Source organism: Bacillus sp. JJ1122, assembly GCF_036964885.1.
Lineage (GTDB): Bacteria > Bacillota > Bacilli > Bacillales > Cytobacillaceae > Mesobacillus.
In genome coordinates this window covers 131,252-142,530 of sequence record NZ_JBALQL010000006.1, presented here as the reverse complement: position 1 = coordinate 142,530, position 11,279 = coordinate 131,252, and the positions used below count along the sequence as shown (strand labels likewise).

Below are 11,279 nucleotides of genomic sequence, written 5' to 3'. Positions count from 1 at the left end.
GGGCTGACCAAGGCGCTTGCGCTTTTCTTAATGTGTTAGAAAAAAGCTTCTGAATGTGTTTTTTGCTTTAAAAGTTATACAATAGGGAATAAGTATTTGAGTAGAGTGCTTTTTCGTCATTATACGAATGAAGCCTTAAAGGAAGAGGTGTGATTATGGAAAAGGATAACCGGGAGCTAGCTACATTTGCAGGAGGCTGCTTTTGGTGTATGGTTAAACCATTTGACCAGCAGCCAGGGATTATAAGCGTTGTATCCGGCTACACTGGCGGTACGACAGTGAATCCTACATATGAAGAGGTTTGTACAGATACAACTGGACATTATGAGGCAGTTCAGATTACTTTTGATCCAGTTATATATCCTTATGGTAAGCTGCTTGAACTGTTTTGGCAGCAAATCGATCCTACAGATGCAGGAGGCCAGTTCTATGATCGCGGCCAATCGTATCAAACGGCTATTTTTTATCATAGTGAAGAGCAGCGGAGACAAGCTGAAGAATCGAAAAAAGAACTGAATGAAAGCGGCAGGTTCTCAAAGCCAATCGTAACGGAGATTTTACCAGCTAAAGAATTTTATCCTGCAGAGACCTACCACCAGGGATTTTATAAAAAAAATCCGGAAAGGTACAATTCATATCAAAAAGGTTCCGGAAGAGAAGCATTTATCCAGAGGCACTGGGGGGAAATAGAATAATGAAGAAAAATCAGGAGGAGTTAAAGCAAAGGCTGACTCCAATGCAGTATGACGTAACCCAAAATAACGGAACGGAACCTCCATTCCGAAATGAATATTGGAATGACTTAAGAGAGGGTCTTTATGTTGACATTGTCTCAGGAAAGCCATTATTCAGTTCACGTGATAAATTTGATGCAGGCTGCGGATGGCCGAGTTTTACAAAACCAATCGAAGAGGAAGAAGTCATTGAAAAGAAAGACTTAAGCCATTTTATGGTTCGGACAGAAGTGAGAAGCAAAACCGCTGATTCACATCTAGGACATGTCTTTGATGACGGTCCAGGTGAATCGGGACTTCGTTATTGCATCAATTCAGCTGCATTAAGGTTTGTGCCAAAGGAGAAATTTGCGGAAGAAGGCTATGAGGAGTATCTAAAGCTATTCCAAGATCAAGATAAATAGGAAGTTGGAAGGATGAACGTCATGTTTAAGAAATTGTTTGGGAAAAAAGAAGAACCAGTAAAAACAATACAGATTCTTGCACCGCTGAGCGGCAATGCTGTCAATCTCAATTCTGTACCAGATCCAGTATTCTCTGAAAAAATGATGGGGGATGGCATTGCGATTGAGCCATCAGACGGCATTGTTGTATCACCCGTAGATGGTGAGATCATGCAGATTTTCCCGACTAAGCATGCAGTTGGCATCAGAGCTAAAAATGGCGCGGAAATATTGATTCACATTGGATTGGAAACAGTCTCGTTAAAGGGTGAAGGCTTTGAAACCCATGTTCAGCAGGGTGATTTTGTAAAGGCTGGAGACAAGCTGGTAAGCTTCGATATGGCCACAATCAGTGAGAAGGCGAAAAGCACTGTAACGCCGATCATCATTACCAACACTGATCAGGCGGCTTCATTAAACTTATTAACCGAAGGGAAAGTAGAAAGAGGGTCCACTCCGATCTTGGAAGTGACTTTTAAGTAAACGGTTCGAAAAACCCCCGATTAAGGAAATAGCCGCTGACCAGTCAGCGGCTATTTTCACTTTTTGTGTTTTCAGCATTCTTTGAAGTCATTCCACCTGAAAGGATGAATTTCATTGCATCTTCAGGCTTCACATCAATAATTTCAATTTCATTCCTAGGGATCAGGAAAGTGAATCCGGCTACCTGGAATGTTTGTGGAATGTACACAGCTACATGCTCGGATAATGGTTCATAGAAAGATACCAAATTTTCGGTTGTGATAAAGCCAAGGCTTTTCATTTTTGTTCCTGGAACAGTAACCAATGCCACCTTTGAGAAGGACTTCTTTTCACCAAGAAAAGAATGAACCGTGTCTTTTATGACTGAATACACAGTTTTAACAAAAGGGATTTTCTCAAGCAGTCTGTCAATCAGTTTAATAATGCTTCCGGTAATGAAGCGGGTGGATAGCCAACCCAAAATGGTAATCAGGATCAAAGTCGTCAGAAGGCCTATCCCAGGAATATAACTATCCTGGAGATGTGGCTTCAGCACATTTCCGAGCAGGCTGTCTAAAAACATGAAGGTTTTATATATTACATAGACAACTAGAATGATCGGGACGATTGTCAAAATCCCATTTATAAAATTTTTCAATAAACTTTTCATGTAGTTCTCCTTATTCTTTTTTAGGGAAGTAACATACTCTTTTTCAAGGTATATTTCCATTTCAAATATTATTAACTTTCTTTTTCTTTTGCCACGATGATTGAAATAATTTGCAGCAATGAATTGTGGGATGTGTTTCTTTTAGACACATCTTCAATCGCTTCGAATCTAACTGAGTGGTGTCCATTACCCAGGCCGCTTGCAATATACAAGTGCCGTTCTCGAGAAAATGGCCACCAGGTTGAAAGCGTTCTGACAAATTCTCCGTCAATGTAGACATTCATCATTCCGCCGACTTCACTTCGGATTACATTTACCCCAAGGATTGGACCATGGAATTCATATTCGAGGTAATCTCCAGGCTTTCTGCTGACATAGCTTCCAATATTAGATTTAAAGCCTTTTTGATCTGCAACATCTGTTTTTTCTGCCAAATAAATATAATCATTCTTGGTTAGAGGTTTTGGGTAATTCGCAATGTCCGTTTCGTTCCTTATATTCTTTTTGATTAATTCGAAGACAGAATTGGCATATAACCGGTATCCATTCCCATTTGGGTGGATCATATCGGATGTGAGATGCTCGGTTAGCATTCCAGATTCCTTAAAAGGGAGTCTCATATCAAGGCATTTAGCCCCGTAGTGTACAGAAATCCTTTTAATTACGTCCGCAAATGATTCTTGCTTCAAAGGACTTTCGATAATCGTAATAATCTCTGCGCCTTTGTTAAGCTCTTTTACATTCCTTAAAAGTTTTTCATAAAAAAATGTAAATTCCTCTGGATCCATGAATTTTCTGTCATTTTCACCAAAAACGATGAAAATCAGGTCCATATTTTGTAGTTTTGGGGAGCTTTGCATCTTGTAAAGTCCTTCGAATGCAGTAGCACCGCTTTGGACCACCAGATGGCGCATGCCTCTTGAGCCCGTATAATCCTTTATAAGTACCTCGAGCTGATTGAACCATCGCAATTCCTTTCTTTCTGCGCCAGATCCCCTGCCGATGCTGTCTCCAATGATTAAGTAATTAAATGGATCCCCTTCCTCAATCTTTTCATATACGTTCAAATCCTCTGATAAATAATGTTCAGATTGTAAAATCATTATATAGATAACAACAGTCAGAATCATTACACTTAAAATTCTTATTTTAATACTTTTCATGATGAGATTACTCCTTCGAAAACAATCGCATATCACATATTTACCTTATTTCCTTATTAAAGAAAAGAGTTTTATTTAATTATTTGGCCCAGTTAACATTAACTGTTGATGTTCGCTCCATTGTTTTCCGGCAAACGTTCTCGTCGCTGACGCTCTTGCGGGGTGAAAATCATGCATCATTTCACCTCCGTCCGGCTATAACTTTATTCCCCTAGGACATTGAATAGCATCTTTGAATTTTCCCACGCAAGATGGGAATTTTTTAGATTTTCGGTGGAGTCATGCACCTTCCGCTCCAATCACCGGTTTAAAAAACAATTTGAACCTGTAACAAAGTGAATTATTTTAACAATCCATAAATTTAAAAAAATAGGCAAATACACAATCGGGTCAAGTACCCATATCATAACGTAAAGGGAAAGCAATTCAAAAACAAACGAGGAGTGGTTTTAATGTACGGATACGATAATGCCCCTATGCCAGTTCAAGGCGTGCAAGGTACTATGTGCTATGGCGGTGGATATCCTTATGCAGGAGTAGGCGGAGCTGGATGTGGCTATGGTTATGGTGGTTTTGCTTTAATCGTAGTATTGTTCATTTTGTTAATCATCATCGGCGCCTGCTGCACCCACATCTGGTAATTCGGCAGACAGCTGTAAAAACTATATAGAATCATTTTGATCATGAGAGACTGCCGCAGCTGAGGGCAGTCTTTTTTTAGTTTTAGGCTCTGTAAACACCTATTGTTGTTTTCTTAATGTTGATTGTAGTGGAAGGCACGAAGACTCCTTCGAAAAAGCTAACTCATTTCCATCTTGCTTGGCATTTGAGGATGAGATTTAGTGTCCTGCAGCCTCAGCGCCAGCCATGCGGAAAGCGAAGCGCCTGGAACGAAAATCAACAGCTTTAGTTAACAGGGTCTAGTTTTAAGAATAAATAGTTTTTTGGATAAAACACGAACATTCAAAACTAGGACTTATCAAAAGTTCGTAATTTGAGTTGACTATATACAAGTACTTTGTTATATTTACCAAGGGTTAAGCAAAAAACAATTTGGCGGGGGATACTTAAATGAATACGAACTATGATGTGATTGTCGTTGGAGCAGGACCAGCAGGAATTTTTACATGCTACGAATTAACATTAAAAATGCCTGGAGCGAACGTTTTGCTTATCGATAAAGGACACGATATTTATAAAAGAAACTGCCCGATTCTACAAAAGAAAATTGAAAAATGCCCGCCGCCTGCTGGGAAAAAGGATTTTGCAGGCTGTTTGCCAGCTTGTTCAATTACGAATGGATTTGGCGGAGCAGGTGCTTATTCTGATGGTAAATTTAATATAACAAGCGAGTTTGGCGGCTGGATGACGGATTATCTTCCTGATTCAAAGGTTGTTGAACTAATCAAATATGTAGACCAAATCAATCTTAAACATGGAGCGACAGAAAGCATAACAGATCCAATGACAGACAAAGTCCGTGATATAGAACGCAGGGGATATGCTGCAGGATTGAAACTGCTAAGGGCTCAGGTGCGTCACCTCGGAACTGAACAAAATCTTGAAATTTTAAAGAATATTTTTGAATACTTAAAAGAAAAAGTCGAAATGGCCTTCAAGACTGAGATTGAGGACCTTATTACTGAAAAAACTGAGGGCGGACATAAGGTCTTGGGCGTTGAACTCAAAAATGGAGAAAAAATCTATGCGGATAAGGTCGTTATAGCACCAGGTCGAGACGGATCAAAGTGGCTGACGCAGATACTCAAAAAAAGACGCTTAAAAATGATCAACAATCAGGTCGATATCGGCGTTAGGGTTGAAACATCTAATGTAGTTATGGAAGAAATTAATGAGCATTTATATGAAGGCAAGTTCATTTTTAATACATCTGTTGGAACCACGGTCAGGACTTTCTGCAGCAATCCTTCTGGCCATGTAGTAGTAGAAAATCATTCAGGAATTATGCTTGCTAATGGACACGCTTATAAAGATCCAAAATTAGGAAGCCAGAATACTAATTTTGCGCTGCTCGTTTCGCATACATTCTCTGAACCTTTTGATAAGCCGAATGAGTATGCTCACGAAATTTCACGCCTGGCCAACAGTCTTTCAAATGGCGGGCTGATTGTCCAGAAATATGGCGACATTTTAAAAGGACGCAGGTCCACAGAAAAGAGAATCAAAGAGGGATTTTTAGAGCCGACGATGAAGGAAGCTGTTCCGGGAGATTTAGGCCTTGTCCTTCCATATAATACACTTAAAAGCTTGATTGAAATGACTGAAGCATTGAATCAAGTCACTCCTGGTCTCGCATCAGAACACACTTTGTTCTATGGTGTGGAAGCAAAATTCTATTCTGCCAGACCAAAGCTGAATGACAGGTTCGAAACACAAATAAATGGCCTGTATGTTGGCGGGGACGGAGCAGGAATCACAAGGGGACTGGCTCAGGCAAGTGCGTGCGGTGTATGGATCGCGACAGACATTATTGAAAAGTCAAAAACAGGTAAGAGAATGGAACCAGCACTTGTTTAAACATACTTACACCTCGCCTCTTCTTTGGTAAAATTACTATATAAATAGAGAAGAGGCGGGGTAACAATGTTTGCACCTAAATTATCACCCGGGGATGAAATCAGGATTATTGCACCATCTACAAGCATGATCATATTAAAGGAAGCCCAAATTAACCTGGCAGTAGAACGGTTAACGAACTTGGGGTTCAAGGTGACTTTCGGAAAAAATGCAGAGGCACATGATGAGTTTTTCAGTTCTTCGATTCCAGAAAGAATTGAGGATTTGCATGAGGCATTTGCTGATAATAATGTAAAAGGTATTTTAACAGCGATTGGCGGCTACAATTGCAACCAGCTTTTAAAATATTTAGATTATGGCCTGATCGCTTCAAACCCAAAAGTCTTCTGCGGATTCAGCGATATAACTGCTTTACAGCTGGCTATCTTTAAAAAAACACGACTGGTAACTTATTCAGGTCCTCACCTGTCCAGCTTTGGCGTAAAACATGGATTTGAATACACGCTTGAATCATTTTTGGATGCTGTCACCAATGACGCTCCTTATGAAATAAATCCTTCAGCAGTTTGGTCTGACGACGCATGGTATCTCGACCAGGAAAATCGGGTCTTTCACGAACAAAGCGGGTATACAATCCTTCAGGAGGGAGAAGCCGAGGGAAAGATTATCGGGGGTAACCTTTGTACAATGAACCTTCTGCAGGGAACAGAATTCATGCCATCGCTTAAGGACAGCATCCTGTTTATCGAGGATGACGAAGAAAGCCATTCACGGAGCTTTGACAGAGATCTTCAATCATTGCTGCACCTTCCTGATGCAGGATCTATAAAGGCTTTGTTAATCGGACGCTTCCAGAAAAATTCTAATATCACAGAGGAAGCGTTAAGGAAAATTATCAAAAGCAAGGAAGAATTGAAGAATATTCCTGTAATTGCAAACGTAAATTTTGGCCATGTTCAACCGTTCGCAACTGTACCAATTGGAGCTTTTGCTACGGTAAAAGCATACGAGAGTGAGACTGATATTTTCATTGAGCAAAAAGAATAATCCTAAACGAAGCTGAGGCACCTGTTGAAGGTGTCTTTTTGCGTTGTCATGGAAATGTTTTTATCAAAGGAACTTTGGTTCCTCATTGAGCTTTTCATAAAGTTTTAATCCTCCATGTCATCGCGAAATTTTTGATCTCTACGAAAGATTTGGGCTTTCATTTCATACAATTTACAGAATGTCCAAACTTTTTGAATTCGATTGCGGTGAAATGGAGTGAGAATATGAAGCCGTCCTACTTGATCAAACCTGCCCTGGATGAAAGCTACCCAGAAATTGACTATGGCAAAGGTGTCTACCTTATTGACAAAGATGGAAAACAATATCTTGATGCTTCTTCCGGGGCTGTTACAGCAAACATCGGACATGGGGTCGAAGAAATCATTTTAGCTATGCATGAACAGTCAAAGAAAGTTTCATTTGTGTACAGGTCACAATTCACAAGTGAGGCCGCAGAAAGGCTGGCACAAAAACTCGCAGACAGCATGCCAGGCGACCTGAATTGGAGTTTCTTCGTAAATAGCGGATCAGAGGCAACTGAAACGGCCTTGAAAATTGCCATCCAATACTGGCAGGAACAGGGGGTCAAGTCAAAAACAAAAATCCTGTCAAGGTGGATCAGCTACCACGGAATTACTCTAGGAGCATTGTCGATGTCAGGGCATCCCGGAAGAAGGGCGAGGTTTGTTCCTCTGCTTGAAGAATTCCCTTCTATATCACCACCTTATTGCTATCGGTGCCCTTATCAAAGCACTGCTCCTGAATGCGGTTTTATGTGTGCGAGTGAACTTGAGGCTGCCATTAAAAGAATTGGAGCTGACCATATTGCTGCTTTCATCGCCGAGCCTGTCATCGGGGCAGCAGGCGGGGCTATTTCCCCGCCGGAAGGCTACTATAAAACAATTAAAAGAATATGTGATGAAAACAATATTTTGTTCATTGCTGATGAAGTAATGACAGGATTCGGAAGGACGGGAACGATGCTTGCCTGCGAACAGTGGGGTGTCATTCCTGATATCGTGGCACTGGGAAAAGGAATGGGAGCTGGATATGCACCAATCGCAGCGACAATGGCGAGCGACCGTGTCATGGAACCGATCATTAACGGTTCAAAAATCGTTATGAGCGGTCATACACTCAGTGCCAATCCGCAATCGTGCGCAGCCGCGCTTGCCGTTCTTGAGTATTTGGAAAAAAACGAGATTTTAAAAAATGTAGATTCAAAAGCAGTTTATTTAAAAAATAAACTTAAAAATCTGAAGTCATTGTTCCCTTTTATCGGTGAAGTAAGGGGGAAGGGATTGCTGATTGGACTGGAATTCGTCAAGCTTCCTGAAGCAAGAGTACCGTTCGAAAGAAGCGTGAAACTAACCGATATGCTCGTAAAAGTCGGAAGAGATAAAGGGATACTGCTTTATCCGGCTGGTGCGGGGCTCGATGGCCTGTCTGGGGATTCGATTATCATCTCACCACCTCTGACAATTACAAAACGAGAAATTGATGAATTGGTATCCCTATTGAAATCCACTTTTGCTGAAGCTTATAAAATACTAGGATTGCCAGAAGGAAATGGAGTTGAAAATTAACATGGAAAACCCATTCGGTAAAATTGGAACACTGGAGCAGGCGATGGAACACTTTCACGATGGTATGACACTGATGTTTGGTGGATTTGGAGGAGTCGGTTCACCGCCGAGCCTTATTGACGGTATTCTAGACAAAAATATTAAAGACCTAGTACTGATTGGTAATGATACTGGTTTCCCTGAAATTGGAATTGGAAAAGTCGTCAGCCGAGGAAGGGCTAAGAGGATCATCGCTTCACATATTGGTTCCAACCCAGTGGCCGGCGAGCTGATGACTAACGGGAAATTGGAAGTGGAGTTTTCGCCTCAGGGAACATTGACGGAAAGAATCAGGGCTGGTGGAATGGGGCTTGGTGCTATTTTAACCGATGTTGGTGTTGACCATGAGTTTGTTTCAAAAGGTAAAAAGACAATGAATCTGAACGGCAGGGACTATTTGGTCGAAACAGCTCTGACTGCAGAAGTTTCAATCGTCTATGCGAAGAAGGCTGACCCGTATGGAAATCTTGTTTTTGACAAAAGTGCACGAAATACCAACCCGCTTGTCGCTATGGCAGGGAATTTCACTATAGCTGAGGCTGAGGAAATCGTACCACTAGGAAGCCTAGATCCCGAGGAAATTGTGACACCTGGAGTTTTTGTGGATATGGTTATTCCTTCAGAAGGAGTGAATTGGAGATGGGCATGGGAGTAGATCTCAGGAATAGAATGGCTAAACGGGCTTCCGAAGAAATATCTTCAGGAATGGTAGTCAATTTAGGGATCGGCATACCTTCACTTGTTCCAAATCACCTTTCTGCCGACTTGAATGTTATGTTTCATGCAGAAAATGGAATTATCGGCATGGGAGAGTCTCCTGAAAAGGATTTTGAGGATGAAAATTTATGTAACGCCGGAGGTTTTCCCGTTACGGTACTTGCAGGTGCTTCCTATTGTGATAGTGCTGTGGCATTCGGGATGATCAGGAGAGGAAGGGTTGATCTCACCATTCTTGGCTCATTGCAAGTAAGCCAAAAAGGAGATCTCGCAAACTGGATTGTTCCGGGAAAGAAAATACCCGGAATGGGGGGAGCTATGGAACTGGCCCAAAAAGCAAGGAAAGTAGCAGTATTAATGAATCATACTGACAAAAATGGAATTTCTAAAATAGTAGAATCCTGTACTTTGCCATTGACAGCAGCAAATTGTGTAGACATTTTGATTACTGACCTTGCTGTTTTTAAGATAATAGAAGGTTCGTTAACCTTGACGGAGAGATTCGCTCCACATACTGTTGCTGAGATTACAGCCAAAACGTCATGCGATTTTTTCATCGCAGAAGACATCCGAGTCATCGAATATTAAAAGGAGCTGATATCGTGAGTTCTGCGGATCATAAAGTACGGAATTATATTACTGAAAATAGAATCAGAGGAACACGTTTATTGCAAAAGCTTGTCCAGGAGGGAAGCACAAGGGGAAATGAAAGCGGTGCGCAAGCAGTGATCATTGAAAAATGTCGAGAACTTGGTCTTGAAATGGATATATGGGAAATCGGCGGTGATGACCTGACATCCCACCCTGCATTTTGCTCTGACCGCAAGGAATTCAGCGGAAACCCGAATGCAATCGGGGTTATGAAAGGGACAGGCGGTGGCAAATCCATGATCTTAAATGGTCACATCGATGTGGTCCCTGCTGGAGATCCAAAGGATTGGGACCGGGATCCATTTAGCGGACATATCGAGTGCGGCAAATTGTATGGGCGGGGAGCAACTGATATGAAGGGTGGCACAGCTGCCCTGTTAATGGCAATGGAAGCGATCAAAAATACTGGCATCCAGTTGAAAGGCGATGTCATATTCCAAAGTGTTATCGAAGAAGAAAGCGGCGGTGCTGGTACTCTGGCAGCCGTTTTACGAGGCTATAAAGCGGATGGAGCGATTATTCCAGAGCCAACAAACTTTAAAGTATTTCCTAAACAGCAGGGATCGATGTGGTTCCGCATTTCTGTAAAAGGAAAAGCTGCCCACGGCGGAACCAGGTATGAAGGTGTTAACGCGATAGAGAAAGCGATGCTTATTATCGAAAGATTGAGAGAGTTGGAATCAGAAAGAAACGAAAGAATAACCGATCCATTATTTCGGAATATTCCCATTCCGATTCCAATCAATATAGGGAAAATCTATTCCGGGGATTGGCCTTCATCTGTTCCGGATCTCGCAATTATCGAGGGAAGGATGGGTGTAGCGCCGAATGAAACCCAGGAAAACGCAAAGAATGAAATGCAAAAGGCTTTATTCACCGTTTGTGCCGACGACACATGGTTAAAAGATAATGTGGCAGAGTTGAAATGGTTTGGCGCAAGCTGGCTTCCAGGGGACCTTGATCCAGAACATGAATTGATCCATGTACTTGCAAATGGTTATAAAACTGTGAAAAATAGTTTGCCGCAAATTGAGGCTTCGCCATGGGCGACCGATGGAGGGATTCTTTCAAAGGTTGGGGGAGTGCCTGTCGTTGTCTTTGGCCCCGGAGTAACGGAAACTGCACATCAGGCGAATGAATATATCAGGCTTGTGGATGTGTTTGATGCGGCTGAAATTATTGCATTGACTCTCTTGGAGTGGTGCGGTGTTACTGAATCATAGTGAGGG

12 protein-coding genes are annotated in these 11,279 nt (G+C 41.7%); 10 read left to right on the top strand and 2 right to left on the bottom strand.

Annotated elements, in window-relative coordinates:
- The first annotated feature begins 155 nt into the window (after window positions 1-155).
- Genes msrA through V7201_RS04375 form a run of 3 tightly spaced genes read left to right on the top strand, consistent with a single transcriptional unit; the run spans window position 156 to window position 1,660 of the window.
- The gene (gene msrA / locus V7201_RS04385) at window positions 156-695 is read left to right on the top strand and encodes a peptide-methionine (S)-S-oxide reductase MsrA (RefSeq protein ID WP_335375568.1); all 540 of its coding nucleotides are present in this window, start codon (window positions 156-158) and stop codon (window positions 693-695) included.
- Window positions 695-1,138 carry a peptide-methionine (R)-S-oxide reductase MsrB gene (gene msrB, locus V7201_RS04380; RefSeq protein ID WP_335375567.1) on the top strand — a complete coding sequence of 148 codons (444 nt, stop codon included), beginning with the start codon at window positions 695-697 and terminating at the stop codon, window positions 1,136-1,138. The genes msrA and msrB overlap by 1 nt, the downstream gene beginning before the upstream one ends.
- Window positions 1,139-1,159: 21 nt before the next feature.
- Window positions 1,160-1,660 (top strand): PTS sugar transporter subunit IIA, encoded by a 501-nt coding sequence (locus tag V7201_RS04375; RefSeq protein ID WP_335375566.1) that lies wholly within the window; start codon window positions 1,160-1,162, stop codon window positions 1,658-1,660.
- A gap of 43 nt (window positions 1,661-1,703) precedes the next feature.
- Here V7201_RS04375 and V7201_RS04370 read toward each other — a convergent pair whose 3' ends face one another.
- On the bottom strand, window positions 1,704-2,309 hold the full coding sequence (locus V7201_RS04370) for a DUF502 domain-containing protein (RefSeq protein ID WP_335375565.1): 606 nt from the start codon (window positions 2,307-2,309) through the stop codon (window positions 1,704-1,706).
- 71 nt (window positions 2,310-2,380) lie between these two features.
- Window positions 2,381-3,472: a GDSL-type esterase/lipase family protein gene (locus tag V7201_RS04365; protein WP_335375564.1), complete on the bottom strand. Its 1,092-nt coding sequence runs from the start codon at window positions 3,470-3,472 to the stop codon at window positions 2,381-2,383.
- 503 nt (window positions 3,473-3,975) lie between these two features.
- Here V7201_RS04365 and V7201_RS04360 point away from each other — a divergent pair.
- The 7 genes from V7201_RS04360 (at window position 3,976) to V7201_RS04330 (ending at window position 11,273) form a co-directional block, all read left to right on the top strand.
- Window positions 3,976-4,113, top strand: a complete 138-nt coding sequence (locus V7201_RS04360; RefSeq protein ID WP_438825015.1) for a YjcZ family sporulation protein — start codon at window positions 3,976-3,978, stop codon at window positions 4,111-4,113.
- Between the two features lie 430 nt (window positions 4,114-4,543).
- A complete protein-coding gene (locus V7201_RS04355) occupies window positions 4,544-6,010 on the top strand; it encodes an NAD(P)/FAD-dependent oxidoreductase (protein ID WP_335375563.1) in 1,467 nt (488 codons plus the stop codon).
- Window positions 6,011-6,076: 66 nt separating this feature from the next.
- Window positions 6,077-7,057 carry a S66 family peptidase gene (locus V7201_RS04350; RefSeq protein WP_335375562.1) on the top strand — a complete coding sequence of 327 codons (981 nt, stop codon included), beginning with the start codon at window positions 6,077-6,079 and terminating at the stop codon, window positions 7,055-7,057.
- 224 nt (window positions 7,058-7,281) lie between these two features.
- A complete protein-coding gene (locus V7201_RS04345; RefSeq protein ID WP_335375561.1) occupies window positions 7,282-8,643 on the top strand; it encodes an aspartate aminotransferase family protein in 1,362 nt (453 codons plus the stop codon).
- A gap of 1 nt (window position 8,644) precedes the next feature.
- Window positions 8,645-9,337, top strand: a complete 693-nt coding sequence (locus tag V7201_RS04340) for a CoA transferase subunit A (protein ID WP_335375867.1) — start codon at window positions 8,645-8,647, stop codon at window positions 9,335-9,337.
- Window positions 9,322-9,987, top strand: a complete 666-nt coding sequence (locus V7201_RS04335) for a 3-oxoacid CoA-transferase subunit B (RefSeq protein ID WP_335375560.1) — start codon at window positions 9,322-9,324, stop codon at window positions 9,985-9,987. Before V7201_RS04340 ends, V7201_RS04335 begins: the two co-directional genes overlap by 16 nt.
- A 14-nt stretch (window positions 9,988-10,001) precedes the next feature.
- Window positions 10,002-11,273, top strand: coding sequence for a peptidase (locus tag V7201_RS04330; protein WP_335375559.1), 1,272 nt, complete (start codon window positions 10,002-10,004; stop codon window positions 11,271-11,273).
- Window positions 11,274-11,279 lie beyond the last annotated feature (6 nt).

What these genes read in the sequence shown, in the direction of transcription:
- V7201_RS04340 (WP_335375867.1), top strand. Translation starts at nt 8,645, where the DNA reads ATGGAAAACCCATTCGGTAAAATTGGAACACTGGAGCAGGCGATGGAA.
- V7201_RS04360 (WP_438825015.1), top strand. Translation starts at nt 3,976, where the DNA reads ATGTGCTATGGCGGTGGATATCCTTATGCAGGAGTAGGCGGAGCTGGA.
- V7201_RS04365 (WP_335375564.1), bottom strand. Translation starts at nt 3,472, where the DNA reads ATGAAAAGTATTAAAATAAGAATTTTAAGTGTAATGATTCTGACTGTT.
- msrB (WP_335375567.1), top strand. Translation starts at nt 695, where the DNA reads ATGAAGAAAAATCAGGAGGAGTTAAAGCAAAGGCTGACTCCAATGCAG.
- V7201_RS04335 (WP_335375560.1), top strand. Translation starts at nt 9,322, where the DNA reads ATGGGCATGGGAGTAGATCTCAGGAATAGAATGGCTAAACGGGCTTCC.
- V7201_RS04350 (WP_335375562.1), top strand. Translation starts at nt 6,077, where the DNA reads ATGTTTGCACCTAAATTATCACCCGGGGATGAAATCAGGATTATTGCA.
- V7201_RS04345 (WP_335375561.1), top strand. Translation starts at nt 7,282, where the DNA reads ATGAAGCCGTCCTACTTGATCAAACCTGCCCTGGATGAAAGCTACCCA.
- V7201_RS04355 (WP_335375563.1), top strand. Translation starts at nt 4,544, where the DNA reads ATGAATACGAACTATGATGTGATTGTCGTTGGAGCAGGACCAGCAGGA.
- V7201_RS04375 (WP_335375566.1), top strand. Translation starts at nt 1,160, where the DNA reads ATGTTTAAGAAATTGTTTGGGAAAAAAGAAGAACCAGTAAAAACAATA.
- msrA (WP_335375568.1), top strand. Translation starts at nt 156, where the DNA reads ATGGAAAAGGATAACCGGGAGCTAGCTACATTTGCAGGAGGCTGCTTT.
- V7201_RS04370 (WP_335375565.1), bottom strand. Translation starts at nt 2,309, where the DNA reads ATGAAAAGTTTATTGAAAAATTTTATAAATGGGATTTTGACAATCGTC.